The organism is Acinetobacter sp. 802_lipA, assembly GCF_058242885.1.
The window spans coordinates 1776719-1797331 of the sequence record NZ_JBZAYP010000001.1 but is presented as its reverse complement, the minus strand read 5'-3'; the positions used below and the strand labels follow the sequence as shown (position 1 = coordinate 1797331).

The 20613-nt window shown below is 42.8% G+C and carries 21 protein-coding genes; 3 read left to right on the top strand and 18 right to left on the bottom strand.

The annotated features are described in order from the left end of the window. Window positions 1-4: 4 nt before the first annotated feature. The 4 genes from AC4CU3_RS08890 to ribF all read right to left on the bottom strand — a co-directional run bounded on the left by AC4CU3_RS08890 (window position 5) and on the right by ribF (window position 4921). Complete coding sequence (locus AC4CU3_RS08890; RefSeq protein ID WP_004684162.1) at window positions 5-487, bottom strand: FKBP-type peptidyl-prolyl cis-trans isomerase; 483 nt, start codon at window positions 485-487, stop codon at window positions 5-7. After that, window positions 480-1019 carry a signal peptidase II gene (gene lspA / locus AC4CU3_RS08885; RefSeq protein ID WP_490738123.1) on the bottom strand — a complete coding sequence of 180 codons (540 nt, stop codon included), beginning with the start codon at window positions 1017-1019 and terminating at the stop codon, window positions 480-482. Before lspA ends, AC4CU3_RS08890 begins: the two co-directional genes overlap by 8 nt. Then, window positions 1012-3855 carry an isoleucine--tRNA ligase gene (ileS, locus tag AC4CU3_RS08880; protein WP_490738122.1) on the bottom strand — a complete coding sequence of 948 codons (2844 nt, stop codon included), beginning with the start codon at window positions 3853-3855 and terminating at the stop codon, window positions 1012-1014. Before ileS ends, lspA begins: the two co-directional genes overlap by 8 nt. Before the next feature lie 64 nt (window positions 3856-3919). After that, window positions 3920-4921 (bottom strand): bifunctional riboflavin kinase/FAD synthetase, encoded by a 1002-nt coding sequence (gene ribF / locus AC4CU3_RS08875; protein ID WP_159151860.1) that lies wholly within the window; start codon window positions 4919-4921, stop codon window positions 3920-3922. A gap of 206 nt (window positions 4922-5127) precedes the next feature. Here ribF and AC4CU3_RS08870 point away from each other — a divergent pair, with 206 nt between their 5' ends. Continuing rightward, window positions 5128-6264: a TDT family transporter gene (locus tag AC4CU3_RS08870; protein WP_490738121.1), complete on the top strand. Its 1137-nt coding sequence runs from the start codon at window positions 5128-5130 to the stop codon at window positions 6262-6264. A gap of 132 nt (window positions 6265-6396) precedes the next feature. Further along, on the top strand, window positions 6397-6957 hold the full coding sequence (locus tag AC4CU3_RS08865; RefSeq protein WP_490738120.1) for a phosphorylase family protein: 561 nt from the start codon (window positions 6397-6399) through the stop codon (window positions 6955-6957). 60 nt (window positions 6958-7017) lie between these two features. On the opposite strand, the gene AC4CU3_RS08860 is transcribed toward AC4CU3_RS08865, so the two are convergent. From AC4CU3_RS08860 to tnpA, 12 genes are all read right to left on the bottom strand, one after another. Next, on the bottom strand, window positions 7018-7656 hold the full coding sequence (locus AC4CU3_RS08860; RefSeq protein ID WP_004684172.1) for a TetR/AcrR family transcriptional regulator: 639 nt from the start codon (window positions 7654-7656) through the stop codon (window positions 7018-7020). A 270-nt stretch (window positions 7657-7926) separates the two neighbouring features. Then, window positions 7927-8955, bottom strand: coding sequence for an IS701 family transposase (locus tag AC4CU3_RS08855; protein WP_007116247.1), 1029 nt, complete (start codon window positions 8953-8955; stop codon window positions 7927-7929). 164 nt (window positions 8956-9119) lie between these two features. Beyond that, the gene (locus AC4CU3_RS08850; RefSeq protein WP_004684173.1) at window positions 9120-9920 is read right to left on the bottom strand and encodes an ABC transporter ATP-binding protein; all 801 of its coding nucleotides are present in this window, start codon (window positions 9918-9920) and stop codon (window positions 9120-9122) included. A gap of 10 nt (window positions 9921-9930) precedes the next feature. Further along, a complete protein-coding gene (gene ssuC / locus AC4CU3_RS08845) occupies window positions 9931-10746 on the bottom strand; it encodes an aliphatic sulfonate ABC transporter permease SsuC (RefSeq protein ID WP_234963255.1) in 816 nt (271 codons plus the stop codon). Between the two features lie 16 nt (window positions 10747-10762). Next, window positions 10763-11920, bottom strand: a complete 1158-nt coding sequence (gene ssuD, locus AC4CU3_RS08840; RefSeq protein WP_490738118.1) for an FMNH2-dependent alkanesulfonate monooxygenase — start codon at window positions 11918-11920, stop codon at window positions 10763-10765. Window positions 11921-11946: 26 nt separating this feature from the next. Then, window positions 11947-12942, bottom strand: a complete 996-nt coding sequence (locus tag AC4CU3_RS08835) for an aliphatic sulfonate ABC transporter substrate-binding protein (protein WP_490738117.1) — start codon at window positions 12940-12942, stop codon at window positions 11947-11949. A 10-nt stretch (window positions 12943-12952) separates the two neighbouring features. Then, a complete protein-coding gene (locus tag AC4CU3_RS08830; RefSeq protein ID WP_490738116.1) occupies window positions 12953-13918 on the bottom strand; it encodes a sulfonate ABC transporter substrate-binding protein in 966 nt (321 codons plus the stop codon). Between the two features lie 332 nt (window positions 13919-14250). Beyond that, window positions 14251-15603: an amino-acid N-acetyltransferase gene (argA, locus tag AC4CU3_RS08825; protein WP_490738114.1), complete on the bottom strand. Its 1353-nt coding sequence runs from the start codon at window positions 15601-15603 to the stop codon at window positions 14251-14253. 124 nt (window positions 15604-15727) lie between these two features. Continuing rightward, the gene (locus AC4CU3_RS08820; RefSeq protein WP_004684182.1) at window positions 15728-16084 is read right to left on the bottom strand and encodes an RcnB family protein; all 357 of its coding nucleotides are present in this window, start codon (window positions 16082-16084) and stop codon (window positions 15728-15730) included. A gap of 299 nt (window positions 16085-16383) precedes the next feature. Continuing rightward, window positions 16384-16767 carry an RcnB family protein gene (locus tag AC4CU3_RS08815; RefSeq protein ID WP_004684183.1) on the bottom strand — a complete coding sequence of 128 codons (384 nt, stop codon included), beginning with the start codon at window positions 16765-16767 and terminating at the stop codon, window positions 16384-16386. Window positions 16768-17107: 340 nt separating this feature from the next. Next, window positions 17108-17263, bottom strand: coding sequence for a hypothetical protein (locus tag AC4CU3_RS08810; protein WP_004684184.1), 156 nt, complete (start codon window positions 17261-17263; stop codon window positions 17108-17110). 220 nt (window positions 17264-17483) lie between these two features. After that, window positions 17484-17882 (bottom strand): IS200/IS605 family transposase, encoded by a 399-nt coding sequence (tnpA, locus tag AC4CU3_RS08805; RefSeq protein ID WP_004684186.1) that lies wholly within the window; start codon window positions 17880-17882, stop codon window positions 17484-17486. Window positions 17883-17921: 39 nt separating this feature from the next. Between tnpA and AC4CU3_RS08800 the strand changes: the two genes are divergently transcribed. Next, a complete protein-coding gene (locus AC4CU3_RS08800; RefSeq protein WP_004684187.1) occupies window positions 17922-19139 on the top strand; it encodes an RNA-guided endonuclease TnpB family protein in 1218 nt (405 codons plus the stop codon). Window positions 19140-19259: 120 nt separating this feature from the next. Here AC4CU3_RS08800 and AC4CU3_RS08795 read toward each other — a convergent pair whose 3' ends face one another. Both AC4CU3_RS08795 and AC4CU3_RS08790 read right to left on the bottom strand, forming a co-directional pair. Further along, window positions 19260-19679 carry a hypothetical protein gene (locus AC4CU3_RS08795; protein WP_026056511.1) on the bottom strand — a complete coding sequence of 140 codons (420 nt, stop codon included), beginning with the start codon at window positions 19677-19679 and terminating at the stop codon, window positions 19260-19262. Between the two features lie 152 nt (window positions 19680-19831). Continuing rightward, window positions 19832-20578 (bottom strand): YciK family oxidoreductase, encoded by a 747-nt coding sequence (locus AC4CU3_RS08790; RefSeq protein WP_004684190.1) that lies wholly within the window; start codon window positions 20576-20578, stop codon window positions 19832-19834. Window positions 20579-20613: the final 35 nt, after the last annotated feature.

The window sequence follows — 20613 nt, the reverse complement described above, 5'->3', positions numbered from 1 at the left end:
GGCTTTACATAATTTTGATGCCTTGTTGGCCAGCAGGCGTCACTTTGAAGATTTCAACTTCAAAGGTAATATCTTTACCTGCCAATGGATGGTTAAAGTCGACTTCGGTGATGTCATCACCTACAGTTTTAACCACACCATAAAGACTCTGTTTAGCTTTGTCCTCAAATTCAATCATGTGCCCTTCAATAGGACGCTGTTCAAATTTGACCGTATCAAACTGTTGTACGTTTTCAGGATTCCACGGGCCAAAAGCATCTTCTGGTGGTAGGCTCACCGTACGACGGTCGCCAGCACGTAAACCGAACAGGGCTTTTTCAAAACCAGGAAGTAAGCTGCCATCACCCATCACTAGGCTTACAGGCTCTTCACGGCTACGTGTGTTATCAATTTCTACGCCATTTTCAATACAAACAGAAAAATGTAACTCTACTTTTGAACCTTCGCTCACGCGAGTTTCTTCATTGGGATTAATAAAATCAGTCATGGTTTACTTCGGCACGTTGGATACGGTTTTTTTCGAGAAAAAAGGTATCGATCAACAAAAGGATCGTTCCTAGCGTAATCGCACTATCTGCAATATTAAACGCAGGGAAGTGGCTGTTTTGATAGTACACATGAATAAAATCAACCACGTAGCCTAAGGTTACACGGTCAATTAAATTCCCTATAGCACCACCTAAAATTAGGGCAATCGCGATGGGCAGCACTTTCACGGTTTTAGGCATACGCATTAGCCAAAACAGAAAAATGACAGACACAATACCTGCAAGAGAGGTAAAGAAATAACGTTGCCAGCCGCCCGCATCGGACAAGAAACTAAAGGCTGCGCCATAGTTATGCAATAAAGTCCAATTTAAAAAGGGCAGGACTGGTACTGGATCTGCATAATTCAGATGGGAACTTGCAATCCATTTGGTCCATTGATCTAAGACAATCGCTAGAATAGCCAAACCTACCCACACCAAATTGTGCGGATAGAATTGGAATAAGCCCTTTTTTTGTTGAGGGTTAGGCATACTTTCTCTCTTCGCCTTGGCCTGTAGGAAGGTTGATAATACAACGACCACATAGACCTGGATGTGTAACATGTGTATTTACATCTGGCAGAACATGCCAGCAGCGTACACATTTTTCACCATCAGCCGCCGAGACTTGCACATTCAGACCCGCCAGATCAGAGGCTTCACCTTGAGTTGCATCGAATGCATTGACCAAGACTTGTGAAGTGATCATAACAAAACGAAGTTCATCATCTAAACGATCCAGTACGTCCTTGAGTTCTGCATCTGCCCACAGTTCAACTTTGGCAGAGAGATTTGAACCCACAATTTTCGCGGTACGCGCAGTTTCGATGAACTTGTTCACAGCAGACTTCACTGCAATCAGGGTTTGCCAATCGGCTTCAGACAATAAGTTTGCTTTTGAAGCCATAGGAATGTCATACCATTCCGCAGTGAACACATATTTCTCAGTTTGTTCTGGAATGAGTGGCCATGCTTCTTGAGCGGTAAAGCTTAAGATTGGTGACATCCAACGTACAAAGGCTTGGACCAAATGATACAGCGCAGTTTGAGCTGAATGGCGCGCTTGTGAATCGGCTTTGGTGGTGTACTGACGGTCTTTGATGATGTCGAGGTAGAAACCACCCAAGTCATTGATACAGAAGTTGGTCAGCGCATTTGCCACGATATGGAAGTTCATATCTTCATAGGCTTGCTGAATGGTTTTCTGTACGTCCGCTGCACGTTGCAAGATGTATTGATCAAGTGCGATCAATTGATCTACAGGCAGTGCATCCGTCGATGGTTTGAAACCATTGAGGTTCGCTAACAAGAAGCGCAAAGTATTACGAATACGGCGGTAGCCATCTGATGCACGGTTAAAGATTTCTTTACCTGCAGTCATTTCATAACGGTAATCGGCCGATGCAATCCAGAAACGTAAGCCGTCTGCACCCATATCTTTAATGATGTCTTGTGGGGTGATGATGTTGCCCAAAGATTTTGACATCTTACGGCCTTTTTCATCCACCACGAAGCCATGGGTCAGTAAACCTTTGTACGGCGCACGTTCATTGATCGCAATCGAGGTGAGCAATGAAGACTGGAACCAACCACGGTGTTGGTCTGAACCTTCAAGGTATAAATCGGCTGGATCGGTGAGTTCTTCGCGTTCACGCAACACGGCATAGTGCGTTGTGCCTGAGTCGAACCACACGTCTAAAGTGTCACGCACACAGTTGTACTGTTCCGCTTCATCCCCGATAAAGTCTTTCGCTTCACGGTTATACCAAGCGTCAATCCCTTCTTGTTCGATCAATTTCGCGACTTCTTCGATCAACTCGGCTGTGCGCGGATGGAGCTCGTTGGTGTCTTTATGCACGAAGAATGGGATTGGCACACCCCACGTACGTTGACGTGAGATACACCAGTCTGGACGACCTTCGATCATGGCTTGAATACGATTTTTACCCCAATCAGGCACAAAGCTGATCTCGTTTTCGATCGCATTTAAAGCGTTTTGACGCAGACCTTGTGCATCCATGCTGATAAACCACTGTGGGGTCGCACGGAAGATAATCGGTGTTTTATGGCGCCAGCAGTGTGGGTAGCTATGTTTGATCGGTTGATGTGCCCATAAGCGACCAACTGCATCCAAAGCTTCAATAATCTTTGGATTGGCTTTGTAGATGTGCTCGCCTGCAAAAATCGGTGAAGTTGGTAAATACACACCATTACCACCCACTGGGTTTTCAACTTTTAAGTTGTACTGTAAGCCAACTTTATAGTCGTCTACACCATGGCCAGGTGCAGTATGTACCGCCCCTGTACCGCTGGTTGCAATGACATGTTCACCCAAAATCACAGGCACTTGACGATCGGTCAGTAACGGGTGTTGTAATAATAGGTTTTCGATTGCTGAGCCGTTAAAATCAGCGAGAACCACAGGGTTTTCAAGCTTATAACGCTCAACTGCCGACTCAACTAAGTCTTTAGCTAAAATAAAGTTTTGCACGCCACGGTCGGTGCTAACTTGAACTAGTTGATAGTCAATTTCAGCATGGACGGCAACTGCTTGGTTTGCAGGCAAAGTCCAAGGTGTGGTGGTCCAAATTACGATATCTGTTGCGGCTTCTACGTTGATATTTAAACGTGCGCTTAAGTCTTTTAAGTCGACAACCGTAAAACCAACGTCAATCGCGTCAGATTTTTTATCTTCATATTCCACTTCAGCTTCAGCCAAAGCTGAACCACAGTCTAAACACCAGTTCACAGGTTTAAGACCTGGTTCGATATGGCCTGCTTTCGCAATTGCGCCAACAGAGCGCACAATGTCTGCTTCCTGCTTAAAGTTCATGGTCAGGTAAGGATTGTCCCAGTCACCAAACACGCCCATACGCACAAAGTCTTTCTTTTGCAGTTCAACTTGGGTGTAAGCATATTCACGGCAGGCTTTACGGAAAGTAGAAGCATCCACCTTCACGCCCACTTTACCGACTTTCTCTTCTACTTTCAGTTCAATTGGAAGGCCGTGGCAGTCCCAACCTGGTACATAAGGGGCATCGAAGCCGTCGAGAATACGACTTTTAATAATGATATCTTTTAAAACTTTATTGACCGCATGACCCAAGTGAATTTGGCCATTTGCATAAGGAGGGCCGTCATGCAGGACATATTTTTTCTTGCCAATACGCGACGCACGAATCTGCTGATAAATGTTGTCGGCATACCACTCTTCTAACCATTTTGCTTCACGTACCGCAAGGTTTGCTTTCATGGCAAATTCGGTACCTGGGAGGTTGAGTGTGGCTTTATAATCCACTGCATTTTCAGTAGTTTGCTTATCGCTCATGCAAGATGTCTTCCAATTTAATCAGCGGCTCGGCTGACGCGTTTTACATAAAATTGATTGGTATTTAAAAGGGAAATGTGGGGGTGTTTTGGCGGAACTCAAGCAGTTTCACCACATCATCATCAATTCCCGCTTTTAGTGCTTCCAGCGAAGGGTAGTTCTTTTCACCATGTAAGTAGTTCAAGAAAGTGACCCGCATTAACAAGCCATACAGATTAGCAGAAACATCAGGGAAATGTACTTCTAATCGCCATTCTGGCTGTGCTTGTTGAATGGCTGGACGTGTTCCGACATGACCCGCACCAAAAAGCGCTGAATGGTCATATCCTGCAACCCCTAATCGATCAGGATGGTCTGCTTTCACTTTATCGCGTAAAGACGTGGTTTCACATATCACATCTACACCATAAATGCCGTTTAAACAGGGTTTATGTCGGTTTAAACGTACGTTAATGGTTGGAAAATCAAGGGTTCGGCCAATTTGGTCGCCATATTGTACGCGACCCGTAATGCTATAAGGGCGCCCTAATAACTGAGCAGCCAGCGCCAAGTCCCCTGCGGCCAGTGTTTGGCGAATCCGAGTTGAACTGACGCGTTCACCTTCTGAGAGGATGGTTTCTAGATTGTGGACTTGAAAACCATACTTTTCGAGAAATTCGCTGTTGCCTTGGCGGTTTTTACCAAAGTGAAAGTCATCGCCTAAAACCAAACTTTGGGCATTGAGTTTTTCTTTTAAAATATCGGCAAATTGTTCTGCACTTAAACTGCGGAAGCTGTTGTCAAATTTCGCGACCGCAATATAGTCCACACCCAGCTCAGTTAAATATTCGACTTTTTCACGTAATGATGAAATACGCGGTGGAGCATCATAACCTTTAAAGAATTCAAGTGGTTGAGGCTCAAAAATCATCACCACTGTTTTTAGATTTTGTAGTTTTGCAACGGCTTTGAGCTGATGAATCATGGCTTGATGACCCAAATGCACCCCGTCAAAATTACCGATGGTGACAGCGGTTTTTTCTAATTGGGTATGTGAAGGCAAAGCATTTAGACGGAGCAGCTTCATGGGCAAATCAAGTGCTTGGAATTAAGAACGGCTTATATATTGCCATATTCTTGGGCATTCGTCTTGTGGTTGTTTTTTGACAACGCAAAATTTAGTGCAAAGTATATTTATATTAATTTTATTGATTTATTTAATATAAATTAATCAATTTTTCTTATTTATAAATTTGATTAGTATAAATGTAGATTTTAAATGAGGCCGAACTCATGCAAAAACCATTTACACAACTTGGACAGCGCCACAATATCATTCGTCAGTTCACCCCCAACTGGTTCACTGTCAGTATGGGAACAGGTGTTGTGGCGTTAATTGTATCAGAGTTTCCGATGTTAAAGGCACTCACATGGCAACTCGGCACAGGGCTGTGGTATTTCAATATTTTATTGTTCGTACTTTTTAGTGTGCTATATGGCTTACGTTGGGCATTTTATTCGCACGAAGCCAAACAGATTTTTCAACATCCAAGCATGAGCCTATTCTTAGGGACGATCCCGATGGCGCTAGCTACCATCCTCAATGGCTTTTTAAAGTATGGTCAGCCTATTTATGGCGATACAGCTGTACAGATTGCGCAAACGCTCTGGTATGCCGATGTGGTCTTGGCGCTCTTGGTGGCGTGGGCAGTTCCTTTTGCCATGTATCGACATCAGGAGCATGCTTTACAGCAGATGACCGCGGTGTGGTTATTGCCGATCGTGGCCTGTGAAGTTGCAGCCAGCAGTGGTGGTTTATTGCTGGGGCATTTGGCAGCTGATACTCATGCTGTTGCGATTTTATTGGGTAGTTATGTGTTGTGGGGTGTTTCAGTATTACCTGCCTTTGCAATTTTAACGATTTTAATGTTGCGTTTGGTCTTACATAAATTGCCTGAAAAAGAGTTGGCGGTCAGCAGTTGGTTGGCTTTGGGACCGATAGGCACTGCTGCTTTGGCGTTATTGGTTCTGGGGCATCAGGCACCGATGCTGATGGCGAGTTTGGGCTTAGCACAACTGGGTCAGTTATTTCAGCAGGCGGGAATTTTGGCCAGTTTAATTCTGCTGGGTTTTGGGCTGTGGTGGTTGGGGATTGCGGTACTGACGACTTTGCACCATGCCAAACAGGATTTGCCGTTTAATTTGGGTTGGTGGGGACTGACTTTTCCATTGGGCGTATATACACTGGCAATCTTAACTCTAGCCCAACAACTCAATTTGGCCTTCCTGTATGCCGTTGGCTATGCTTTTGCAGCCATACTGATGTTGTTATGGAGTTTGGTCGCAACCAAGACGGCACAGGGTTTTTATCAAGGTCATTTGTTCTTTTCACCGTGCTTAAAAACCTATTTAGAACAGCAGTATAAATGAGCTCTGAAATCCTTTCAGTTTAAAGCGCCATCTGATCTTATGTAGGTTGTTTGAGCAGAGACCAGAGGCGCTTTTCTTTCGGATCGATTTGTTTTCTAATGGCATGAATGAAGTCTGTTCTTTGAGTATTTTATGTCGGATATTGCACTAATCATGGCTTTGCCAAATGAGTCTAAAGGATTATTTGAGCAAGCAGGGATTGAAGTTCACTACAGTGGTATTGGTAAAGTCAACGCGGCTTATAAAGCATTTGAAGTGATTCAAAAAACAGGCTGTAAAACCCTGATTAATTTAGGTACAGCAGGCAGTACGTATTTTGATAAGCATGAATTGGTTGAAGTCTCTCAATTTGTACAACGCGACATGGATGTCTCGCCACTCGGTTTTGCTGTCGGTTTTACCCCATTTGACACCATGCATCCTGCGGAAATTCATTTAGAACCATTTTTCCAGCAGCTCCGCACTGGTATCTGTGGAACAGGGGATAGCTTTGAAACGGGTGAACCCAAAGTACCGTGTCATTTGGTTGATATGGAAGGATATGCGCTGGCAAAGGTCTGTAAAAAACAGGGTGTCCGTCTGATTTCGGTCAAATATATTTCAGATGGTGCCAACGACACCGCGCATTTGGACTGGGAAGACAATTTGTTATTGGGAGCTCAGAAATTATTAGCATTATTTGAAAGTATCTGAGGTTTTGATTCTGTCTTTTTCAATTCGGCGACCATAGAGTGCTATGGTCGTATGCCAAAATTACTCAGCTTTGAATAATTCAGACGGTGTTCGCGGGATCACGCCATACAGCATCATATGCACGGTATGTTGAATGACTCGTTGTTGCATACTACGGTTACGTAGGGTTTTACCTGTTACCATTTCCATTTGCGTGGCAAAGTCAGCATAATTTTGTGTTAATGCCCAAATGTTGAGGATTAACAGCTCAGGGTCTATTTCAGTTGAAATTTTACCTTGCTCTTGCCAATTGCTAATGACTTTGGCTTTACGTTTGACCAACTTCTTTAAAGGCCCTTTGAGGATTTCCAAAATATGCGGAGCCCCTTGGATCACTTCTAACGCAAATAAGCGAGATGCTTTTGGTTGAGTCCGAGAAACCTCAATCTTTTGCAATAAGTAGTTGGTGATCGCTTCTTCCGGCTCTAAGTCAGCTTCTAACATCTGTAGTGGGGCTAACCATTTTTGTAAAACCGTCGTTAAAACTTCAACGTACAAAGCTTCTTTATTTTCATAGTAATAGAAAATATTCGATTTGTGCATTTCAGCAATCTGTGCGATTTCATCTAAGCTTGCTCCATTAAATCCATAGAGCGAGAAGACGTCTAGTGCAGCATTCAGCAGCTGGTGGCGTTTTTGAGTACTCTTTTTCTGTTCCATTCTCTAATTTAAAAAACAATAAAAAGGGGGAAGGACAAATTGTACGGCAAATCATCAGATTTGTGCACAAAGTGGAAATTTAATTTTTTGAATAATGATCATTTATTCTGTAGATTGGCTCTTAAATTGCGATAAATTCTAAAAGTTGTCCAATAAAATATAATTATATAAAAACTATTTTGTCTAAACTATATGAAATGATTCAATGTGAAGTGGTATGTTTTGATAAAAATAACATGAAATTTATTACATTATAGGACTTACGCACTATTATTTATAGATTCTCTGTGGTAGCAGATGATTTTTATCGAGAATAAAGTCATCAATGAAGTTTTTGATAACTGGTCTAAATAATTTCTTCTGCCAACGATATACATTTTCAAAGATCCGCTCAAACTGGTTCTTTTGTATCTCGACGTAGGCCATCAAGGCTGAAAAAATATGATTCAAAATCAGTTTAGATCGTCTTACTTGAAACTTTTCAATATGACAAACCTGTTTAATCACCCGGTGATATTGCTCTATTTTCCAATGACTTGAATGTAATTCATGAAAACCCTCAAAGGACAATAAATCATCTTCATCTTGATGCACAATATAAAACCTCTGCTGTTCTTTTAACTGAGTCTTAAATAATTGTACAAAGCCAAAATCTTTGAGCCAGACCACTTGACCCTGATGGAAATTTGGCAATAAACGCAGTTGAAACCATTGTCCTTTTTCTGGGGAAACCTTACGGTTACAGTCGATACCAAACATAAATCGAATACCATATTTTCTTATGGTTTTTAGATTTCCAGTCGATGAATACCAACTATCACCTGTAATAAATTGAATCTTTGCACCCCAACTGAGTACTTCACTTAACATATCCATAAAGTAATCATTCTTGGTTTTACTTTCAGATTTGTCATAAATTCGGAAATTAATTGGAATATTTTGACCATTCTGATCTGTCGCATACAAGGTAATGAGATTAATACCCTTGACGGATCGGTGGTGTTTGCCTGACCAAAAATAGCTAACCAAGTCCATATGTTGACTATAGGGTTTATCTAAAACAGTATCATCAATACTGACTATAAGTTTATTATTATCAATATGTTGAATTGCTTCTTGATATAGGTCGTGAGGTGTGTAGTCTTCACGTTCTAGAAAGCGATTTACACTATCATGCGAGATGTTATAAGTCTCGGCAAGTTGTGTGCAGCTAATAGAGTTCGGTTCTGTCATGAGAAAGCCCATATAAATGGGTAATGTACAAGTTGCTGTAGAAGCATGTTTAATTCGTCTGATCACAGATACTTTATAAAGTATTTTAATACTTTTTTGAATCCGTCAATGCGTAAGTCCTACATTATTTAAAATAAAGTATGCTTAAGTCATATGACAGTCTTCTGCTTTTTTACTGAAATTCAGCATAAAAAATCCTTAGCCCTAAAGTTAAGGATTTTTTAGTCTACTTATGTGGCTAAAACTGCATTTAACACCTGCTGTTCAAGGGTATTGAACTGCATATCTTTGACGCGAGGGCGGGGTAGGTCGACTTGAAACTCTTTGGCAATATGGCCACGGTCTAGCAAAATAATCCGATCGGCCAGTTGAACGGCCTCACTAACATCATGGGTGACTAATATGGCGGTAAAGCCTTGTTCCGTCCATAATTTTTCAATCAAATTCTGCATGTCTAAGCGGGTTAAGGCATCGAGTGCTCCCAAAGGTTCATCGAGCAATAAAATCCGTGGTTTATGCGATAAAGCCCGTGCCAAAGCGGTCCGTTGACGCTGTCCCCCAGAGAGCTGCGAAGGCCAAAGTCCCGCTTTTTCTTTGAGTCCGACTTTTTCTAGCAAACCCGAGGCAGTGGCATGTTGTTGTTTCGGCAAACCTAGTTGTACGTTTTGTTCAATTGAGCGCCATGGTAACAGTCGTGGATCTTGGAACATGACCCGTATATCGTCTGCGGTAATCCCTTCGCGGAGGTGTCGCGCGGACTTAAATTTAATTTCGCCGTAGCTTTGTTGTTCTAAGTTGGCAATCAGGCGCAGCAGGGTACTTTTACCACAACCACTGCGTCCGACAATGGCTAAAAACTCACCCGGCTGAATATGTAGATCTAAGTCTTCAAGGACTTTAACTGAACCATAAAACTTATGCAGTTGTTCGATAATAATTTCGGCCCCAAGCACCGCTTGAGGGTTAATGTCTTGATTGTGATTTGGCGGCGACGGAATATTGGCATGGCGACCAAGGCTTAAATCAGTCATCTCAAACTCCTTATTTTTGGTATCCTGCATGCCAGCGCAGCAGGTATTTTTCTAATGTGACGGCCAGTACATCAGCCAATTTTCCAAGTAGGGCATACAGTAAAATCCCCACCAAAACGATGTCAGTCTGTAAAAATTCACGCGCATTCATGGTCATATAACCGATGCCCGCTTGGGCAGAAATGGTTTCGGCAACGATCAGCAGAACCCAAACCAAACCCAGCGAAAAGCGTAGTCCGACTAAAATAGAGGGCATCGCACCCGGTAAAATAATTTCTTTGTATAATTGCCAACGGGTCAAACCATAGCTTTTCCCCATTTCAATCAGTTGTGGATCTACCGAACGTATGCCGTGATAGGTGTTGATGTAAATGGGAAAAAAGACCCCGACCGCAACCAAGAACAGCTTGGCGGTTTCATCAATCCCGAACCATAAGATCACTAACGGAATAAGTGCCAGTGCAGGAATATTTCGGATCATTTGTAGGGTGGTGTCGAGCAGGGTTGACGCTGTTTTCGATGAACCATTTAACAAACCCAAAAATAGCCCTAAACCCCCACCCACCAATAGGCCGAGTAATGCACGGCCTGCACTGACTTGCACATGCTTCCAAAGTTCCCCACTCAGCAGCAAGTTCCAGAAGGCAGTAACCACCGCCGTTGGTGCAGGTAAAATCCGACTTTCTAAAAGTCCCGTGCTGGAGGCAATTTGCCAAAGCACAATCAAGCCGATAGGAAAGAGCCAAGGCAGCAATAGCTGCCCCAACTGAGTTCCACGTGAAACCTTTTCCTGCTGGCGGGTTTGCACTGAAACGATTTTGGACATTAGGCAGGCTCCTGAATCACTTTGGTTTTTTGTTTTCATCGGGTGTGTAGTTGTTTGCCACAATCTCACCAAAGGGGCCTGTTAAATTTGGTTGTGCTAACTTTGTTTGAGTTTCAAGTGGCAGGAGTGGGAACACCAACTCGGCAAAACGAATCGACTCTTCAAGATGTGGATAGCCTGAGAAAATAAAGGTGTTGATGCCCAAGTCGGCATATTCTTGAATACGGGCTGCAACCGTTTCAGGGTCACCGACCAATACCGTACCTGCACCCCCACGAACCAGACCTACGCCTGCCCAAAGGTTTGGGGACACTTCAAGTTTGTTGCGGTCACCATTGTGTAGTTCAGCCATGCGACGTTGACCAACCGAGTCCATGCTCTTAAATTTGGCCTGTGCTGCAGCAATGGTGGCATCATCGACATATTGAATGAGCTCTTCCGCCGCTTGCCATGCTTGTTCATTGGTTTCACGCACAATCACATGCAGACGTATGCCATAGTTGAGCGTACGGCCTTTGGCTTCGGCTTTGGCACGGACAGTGTCAATTTTGTCTTTAACAGCAGCAGGAGGTTCGCCCCATGTCAGATAAGTGTCAACCTGATCCGTAGCTAACTCGATGGCATCATCCGATGAGCCGCCAAACCAAAGTGGAGGGTAGGGTTGTTGCACAGGTGGATATAGTAGTTTGGCATCATCTACCTTTAGACGTTCGCCGTGAAAGGTAAAGCTTTCACCTGTATGGGAGCGGGTTAAAATCTCACGCCAAATTTTGACGTATTCATTGGCAGTTTTATAGCGAGTGGAGTGGTCTTCATAAACGCCATCGCCTTGCAGTTCTTTTTCATCGCCACCTGTCACCAAGTTCAATAAAACCCGACCATTGGAGAGACGGTCAAAGGTGGCTGCCATCCGTGCAGCCAGTGCCGGAGTGGTCACGCCTGGACGCAGTGCAACTAGGAATTTTAATTTTTTTGTGGCATCAATTAGGCTGGCTGCGGTCAACCATGGGTCTTCACATGAACGACCTGTTGGAATCAGTACGCCTTCATAACCCAAATTATCTACGGCAACCGCAATCTGTTTCATATAGGCATGGTCCACTTGACGGGCCCCTTTGCTGGTACCTAAGTAGCGACTGTCACCGTGAGTTGGGATAAACCAGAAAATTTTCATTTTAAAAAATCCTTAGATAGAGTCGTTTAAGGTTTGCTCGGTGCAACCCAAACGGTACTTTGAACTTGAATGTGTTTTGGAATCAGCTGGACTTGTTGGAACAAGTCCGCAATTTGTTGCTGTGCTTGCACCACTTCAGGCGTCAGGGTTTGAATCGGTGAAGGCTTCAGACGTTTGTCGATGACGCGTTGGGCAATAGAGGGCTGTAAACCTGTACTTTGGGTATAGACTGAAAGTGCTTGTGCTTGGTTTTTTAGCACCCATTGATCGGCCTGATTCAGCCCGTGAATGAACTGAGCGGTGGCCTCAGGGTAGGTCTGAATGAACTTGGGGTTACCAATATAAAAAGAATAGGTTTGTGGAAATGCCGTGCCATCAATCAAGACTTTGGCCTGTGCATCTTGCTCTGCTGCACTGAGGTAGGGTTCCCAAATGGCCCATGCATCGATGGACTGTTTATCAAACGCGGCACGTGCATCCGCAGGGGGCAGCCAAATTGGTTGAATGTCCTGCCAGCTGAGTCCTGCTTTTTGTAGAACTTTCGCCAGTAACTCATGCGCGCTTGAGCCGCGTTGTACCGCAATCCGCTTGCCTTTTAGGTCTTGAATTGAATCAATGGAACTATTTTTAGCAATCAACAGCGCTTGAGCATTGGCTGGAACTTGTTCATAACCGACATAACTGAGCTCTTTGTCAGCAGCTTGGGCAAAGATCGGTGGGGTATTGCCCACTGAGCCAAAATCAACTGCACCAACGGCCAAGGCTTCTAGCATTTGTGGGCCAGCAGGGAACTCTTTCCATTCAATTTTGGCTTGAGGAAATTGCTGCTCAAATAATTTTTGCTCACGTGCGACCAACAGGTTCAAAGACGACTTTTGGTAGCCAATCGACAGGGTTTTAACTGGAGCTGCTGTCTGCTTTTCAGAAGTATTTGTTACTGCCGTGTCTTGCTTTTGGCATGCCCCGAGTCCAAGACTCAAGGTGACAATGCCAATACTGGAAACTGTTTTAAGTGTTTTCATGATGATCTCGTTATTTTTGTTTAATAATGGCTGCGTCAATATTCAGCTTGTTCGGAATGAGTTTTTGTTGATAGAAAGCATCCGCAACGTACTGCTGTTTTTTTGCGACTTCGGCTGAAATGGGTTGAACGCCAAAGCCCATACGACCAATCGAGCTTTGTAAAATGTCTAAAGACAAGCCTGTCGGTTTTTCTAGCAACTGGGCTGCTTGTTGTTGATTTTGTTCGACCCACTGTGTGGTGGTGTTGAGTTCATTCACGACTGTTTTTAAAACTTCTGGATGGGTTTCGGCAAACTTACGATCGGCCAAATAGAACTGATGATTACTGACTAAGTTTTCTCCGGTAGCAATCACACGTGCTGAGATTTGGTGTTCAGCGGCAGCAAAGAAGGGATCCCAAATGACCCAAGCGTCGACTGCGCCACGTTCAAATGCGGCACGTGCATCCGATGGTGGAAGATACACCGCTTCAACATCAGAGGGTTTCAGGTTATTCGCTTCTAACACTTTGAGTAGCAAGTAATGCACATTTGAACCTTTGTTGAGTGCAATCCGTTTACCTTTTAAATCTTGAATGCTCTGAATCTTTGAGTCTTTTTGTACGATCAGTGCTTCTGCTTTAGGTGCAGCAGGTTGGTTGGCAATGTAAACCAAGTTCGAATTTGCAGCTTGTGCGAAAATCGGAGGCGCTTCCCCCGCTTCCCCAAAGACCACACTGCCGACATTTAAGCCTTCGAGGAGCTGTGGACCTGCAGGAAACTCGACCCATTTCACTTGGACATTTTGTGCTTTAAGCGCCGTTTCTAAAGCGCCACGCTCTTTGACGATGGGCAAAATTCCATATTTTTGAAAGCCAATATTGAGTGTGACGGTCTCAGCTTCTTTTTTCCCACATCCAGATAACATCATGGCACCCACGACTGCTGCAGAAAGAACGCTTGTTTTGATCCAGAACTGTGCTCGAGAAGTGCTCATGTGTTTCATAACTCCAAATAAATAAGGTGAGTGAGTTGGTGAACACATACGCTAATGGGCATTTCTTTTCAGAAAAAATAAGAAATCGGGCTTTAGACATGAGAAAAAAAGATAAAAACAAAAGTGCAAAACTTATGCAAAAAACAGCAATATAAAAAACATAAAAATATAAAATTTATTGAGATTAACTTGTTGATATTTATTATTTAAAAGGTATTTTTGTTTTTGGAATAAGCTTAGTGTTTCACTCAATATAGATTTGAGCGATTTTTGCGGTGTTTTCTCGATAAAGATATGAGAAATAAAGATATCCATAATCCTGCAAAAGCCACTTAAAGTGGCTTTTTAAAGACAAGCGAGTTACGCTGATAGTTGTATAAGGCTTGGCGTGCATTGGGAAGTTCATCGACATTAGCCGTTTCAAAGCCATGTTCTAAGAACCAATGTGCAGTACGTGTGGTCAGTACAAACAACTGTTGAATGCCCATACTGCGGGCTTTACCTTCGAGATAATGCAAAATTTGGCTGCCGCGATTTGATTTGCGATAGCTCGGGTCGACTGCGACACAGGCAATTTCAGCGCTGCGGATTTCACCCTCTGCTGCTGGCAGTGGGTAGAGCGCAGCACAGGCCAAGATCATTCCATCACGTTCAATCACCGCAAATTGCCCAATTTCATTTTCGAGACGTTCACGTGAGCGATAAACCAAAATGCCTTCTTCTTCAAGTGGGCGTAATAGGTTAATCAGGCCGCCGACATCTTGAATGTTGGCCATACGGACTTCTTCATAATGGGCATCGGTAATCATAGTGCCCGAACCATCACGCGTGAAGAGCTCCTCAACCAAGGCACCATCATAAGCATAGGAAATCAGATGGACACGATGGACGCCATGTGTGGAGGCCTTTTTAGCACCGCGTAAAAGCACGGCAATGTCTGGATTCGAATCTTGGTACTTCTCAATTTGTGCATCGAGCTTGTGTGGCGAAATTTCGCGTTGCAACTGACCATGTTCACTGAGCAGACCATGTTGTTTGCCCAAGAAAATCAGTTTATCCGCTTTAAGATGAATCGCTGTGCGGGTCGCCACTTCCTCTGCCAGTAGGTTGAACACTTCGCCTGTGGTGGAATAGCCAGTTGGCCCGATCAGTACAATATTGTGATTATCCAAATGGCGTTGAATGGCATCGGTATCGACCGTACGAACTTCGCCGGTTAACTGAAAATCGACCCCATCGCGAATGCCATAGGGCTTGGCTGTAACAAAATTCCCTGAAACTACATCAATGCGTGCACCATACATCGGTGAATTGGCCAGTCCCATAGACAGTAAGGCTTCAATTTGCAAACGAATTGAGCCTACCGCATTCATCACGCAACTTAGTGATTCTCGCGTGGTCACGCGGCGATGTTGATGAAATGGCGTTTGTATCTGGCTTTGTTTTAAGTTGTGGTTGATTTGCGGTCGTGCTCCATGCACCAAGATCAGACGAATACCGAGTGAATGCAGTAAGGCAATATCGTGAATAATATGTTGAAAGTTATCATGCTGAACGGCTTCACCATCGAACATAATCACAAAGGTTTTATTACGGTGAGCATTGATATAAGGCGCAGAATGTCGAAACCAATGCACATACTGCAAAGTTGTACTGTGATGTGTTTCGATCGAATTCGTTTGCATGCCTGTCTCAAAATGAACTACTTAGCATGATTTTAATCAAAAAATGCAGAAGAGGAAGTGTTAAATAGAAAAACACCTGAAGCAATGTTCAGGTGTTCGATCGGTTTTGCGACACCAGCCAGAATTAACCGATAATACGTAGGATACGGTTATTGCGTTCATTGACTAAAACATAGTCACCATTGACCTTATACCATTGTTGGTAGCGTCCAGTGTTGGGTAGGCGACGTGCTTCGCGGTCACTGACATGGTAACGCGATGAGTCATAGCCTCGTGGCAAGGTTTGACCTGAGCGCCAGTCACGGCTTGGGTTAACACGTTTGTTTTGGTAGCGATTGTCATTGTCCCAACGACGGTCATCGCGATGATCCCAGCGCGAGTCATGAGCATGCGCGCGGTCATAGTATTGTGGTGCTGCCATTGCAGATGTGGCCATGAGCGCGCCTAAAGAGAGTGTGATTGCAGTCAGAATTTTTTTCATTGCTTTCGTCCAGTATGAGTCTTGTTTCGATCATTCAAAATTAGCGAATAACTCTAGAGAAAGCGTGAGGGCTATTTAGGTGAATTGTGAAATGTATGAAGAGACTGAGGAGATGGTTGTTTTTCTGCAATGCTTGCAAACAAAAGCTTTGGCACATAAAAAACCTGAAACAACGCCTTCCATGCTGTGCCTGACTGTGGTCTCTTAAGAGGAGTATGCAGTCGTACTAAAGCGGGTGAAAGGGTGTTGATTCAGGTCTCAAGAATAATGTCGAGTAGTTATACAAAATGAAGCGCAGATTAAAGCCCCATAATGCGCAGAATATTGTTGCTGTCTGCGTCGACTAAGATGTAGTCATTGTTGATTTTGTACCACTGCTGGTTTCTGTTTGGCTTTGGAAGATTATGGTCTTTATATTCGACTTTATAGCCGTTACCACGGTAATGCTGTGGCATGACATAACCTTGTTGCCATTTATGCTGTTGTAAACGTTTGACACCGCGCTCTTCGCGCATACGTCGACGATCTTGCTGATCGTCATTACCTGAATCGCGAAAGTCACGTCCGCGTGGCTCATTGCCATAGCGTGGATGATCGTGGTCAAACTGAGGGGCAGCAGTACTGAGACTGCTTGCCATCAAAGCACTGAAAGAGATTGCCAATACTGTCAAAATCTTTTTCATGTTGAATCCTCATTAAGGTAATTTCATTCTTTCCTATAATGTACGAAAAAAATGCAGAGAAACTGTGAAGATGAATTGGGTATTTATTAACAAATGCAGAGATATTAAGAAGATTATGCCCAATTCTAAGCCTGAATTAAATCATCAATTGCGCCAAAGGCCAAAGCAAACAGTCGGTATCTTCTGATTTTTGACTCATTTTGAGGGCTCAGATCTCCCTTTGTCAAAGAACGCATATAGTCAAACTACTTTATTGTCCATACAAGATTATAAAAAAACTATAAATAATTCATAGGCTTATTTGTAGTAATTTTATAGTGATTTAACTATAGTGCATTATTTAATTCCACTGCTGCGTTAGATGTTGTAATGAACGGATTGAATGAACCACTGCTTCAGCTTGTTTGGCATCCTCCAAAGCACAAATCAGGCTTTCGGGTAGTTGTAAATTATGGATATGACGAATGGTGTCATGTTTACGTTGCAAATCAGCCATGCTGCATCCTTATTTTCAATTCTTGATCAATCAGAATGATAAATAGGAAACATTGATCTTAAAAACCGAATATTTTTATTAAAATAATTTAAAAATACGATTTAAAATATCCAACTAGCCAAGCTGAGTTTTCAACTTGGCTGATTCGGCTTAACTAACTGTGCGAAATTCTCCATCTATAATCTGTGATTTAGATTGTGATGGATAGCACGACTTTTCGTTATTCAGGTCTTTCTTGATTTTTTATATATTCCCGAATTACATCAATTGTAGCCCCGCCTGTTGTAAGTAGACAGTATGCTCTCGTCCAAAGTACAGGCTTCCAATAATACGGTTTTAGTTCTTCCTCAAATTCTTTGCGTATCAGTCGGCTTGACACTGTTTTTAGATTGTTAATGAATTTGCTTGGCATGATATTCGGGTGCATTTCTAGTAGTAAATGAATGTGGTCAGCTTCACCATTAAACTCAAGCAAGTCAATTTCCCAATCGGCACAGTTCTTTTTTACGATTTCTTCAAGCCGATTGAGCATTTCATTTGAAAGGCATTTCTTGCGATATTTTGTCACTAACACTAAATGATATGTGAGCTTATAAACACAGTGATAATGTGATTTCATTATATTTACACTAAGTAATTAATTTGTTAAATTATAACCATGAAACAACCTTTTTTGAAAGCGTATAAATATCGCATCTATCCAAATTCTCAACAGAAAGTGCAGTTTGAAAAGCACTTCGGATGCACTCGCTTTATTTTCAATTGGGCTTTAGCTCTTCAAACCAAAGTTCATTCAGAAACTCAAAAATTATTATCAAAAAAGGATATTCAAGACCAATTGGTTGCAATGAAGAAGCAACCTGAATTTGAATGGTTGAATGAAGTAAACAGTCAATCACTTCTTAGTGGATTACTTCACCTGCATACTGCTTATAACAATTTTTTTCAGCGATTGAAGAAAGGCAAGATTGAATTCAGGAAAATTAAAGGCTACAAGCCAAAACCTGATGAAAAACGCCCATTGAGTCATATTGTTGGCTATCCACGGTTCAAATCCAAGAAAGTACCTCAACGGTCTTATCAATGCCCTCAGCACGCAACGGTGAGCTTTGAGTATGGTTTACTACATGTACCTAAAATTAAAGGGATAAAAACTGTATTTAGTCGGACATTTGATGGGAAAATTAAAACTGTCACCATTAGCAAAACAGCAACAGGTAAGTATTATGCTTCTATCTTAGTTGAGTCTGAGTTAGAGCTTGTTGCACCAACAACAGTTCAACCCGATCAAACTATTGGAATTGATATGGGTTTGAATCACATGCTCATTCAATCTAATGGTGATAAAGTTGAAAATCCAAGACACTTACGGCAGGCTCAAAAACGCTTAGCCATACAACAAAAGATATTTGCCCGAAAACAGAAAGAATCTAAGAATTATCAGCGTCAAAAGTTAAGTGTTGCATTCATCCATGAAAAAGTGCGTTTGCAACGCTTAGACCTACATCATAAACTAACGCATCACTTGATCTGTGAAAACCAAGCGACCACGTATGCAGTAGAAGATTTAGGAATTAAAAACATGGTAAGGAATCGAAAATTAGCGAAGTCTATTTCAGATGTAGCTTGGGGTCAATTTCTTACGATATTGCAATACAAGGCAAAATGGTTTGGCAAGAATATTCTACAAATTGGAAGATTTGTTCCAAGTTCAAAAACTTGTTCTTGCTGTGGCTATAAGATGGAAAAGTTACCGCTAAGAGTCAGATTGTTTGAATGTCCAAATTGCAATTTGGTTGAAGATCGTGATGTGAATGCGAGTATAAATATCCGTAATTTCGCTTTAGCTGATGCACTAGGGCTTCGTGCTGTGTAAAGAGTTCCTATGCCACAATACTAGTCAGCGCAAGTGTGGCATCGAAAGGTGTAATCAATTTGATTGCATAGGTCGCACAAATTCCCCCACCATAACTCTTAGTTTGGTGGTGGGAGTATGTCAATAGGCGTAGTTGAGGTCGGTATAATCAGTCAATGATTTCTGTACATGCGCTTGGATAAATTCACGTACATCGGCTGCAGTCATCGGTTCACCATTTTTGCTGATGGCATGCTCAATGTCGGGCTGACCGTCAATTTTGATGCGATAAACAAAGCTTTTCTTTGCTTTATATTGTTCATCATTCTTAGCAATGACCGTGACGTAGTGATAGCTATGTTCAAAGTTCAAGTCGGTATGGGCAAAAACAAACTGGTCGAAAAGTTTAAGTGTGGCGCCATTTTCCAGGGCTTGAAGTTCCTCCACAATACTGGCTTCAAACTTCATTCCATATTTTTCTGAAATCGGCTGTTGGTCAATCAACAGGCTAACCATACCATCTTCAGTGGGTTGTACAGTGATGTTGCTCAAGTCCGTCATGGCATATGCTTCAAAAATGGAGTTGGACATCAGTATCCGCAAAAATTGAAAAAAGACAACCTTTTCTGAACTTGAGATCATGTTGCAGATGACTAAGCTTCAGTTTGACGCATAAAAAAAGGAAGCCGAAGCTTCCTCTTAAGTGACACATTTTAGTCTTGTGCATCAATACTTTGACCATTCATATGCAAACTGTCATCGCCCATCAAGTAAAGATAGGCAGGCATGATATTTTCAGGCGTTGGCAATGTTTTTGGATCTTCATTGGGATAGGCTTTTGCACGCATTGCAGTGCGGGTCGCCCCTGGATTGATACAGTTAAAGCGGATATTCGGTGAGGTATTTTCTTTGGCAAACAGTTGGCTGACCGCTTCAATCGCGATCTTAGACACCGAATATGCGCCCCAACGTTCACGCGTTTCACGTCCGACACCTGAGCTGGCAAAAACTACGGAGGCATGCTCAGATTTTTTCAGAAGTGGCATTAGCTCTTGAGTCATAACGAATGGCGCACGCAAGTTGACGGCCATGACATCATCCCAGACATCGACAGGATAATTTTCCAGTTCGGTGCGCTCACCCAAAATGCCCGCATTATGCAAAATGCCATCTAAGCGCCCAAATTGGCGCTCTAAAGTGTCAACCAATAATTCATAATCACGAGGAGAGGCGCTCGACAGCTGCAAGGGTAAAATTGCAGGTTGCGGCGCACCTAAGCCTTCAATTTCATCATAAATGACTTCGAGCTTATTTAAGGTACGCCCATGCAACACCACAGTTGCGCCGTGTAGGGCATAACTTAATGCAGCAGCACGACCAATACCATCGCCCGCACCTGTAATTAAGATGATGCGATCTTTGAGCAGATCGGGGCGAGGTTGATATTCTGAATATTTCATCATTACCTCCTCGTTATTTTGATTTTTTAATTGTG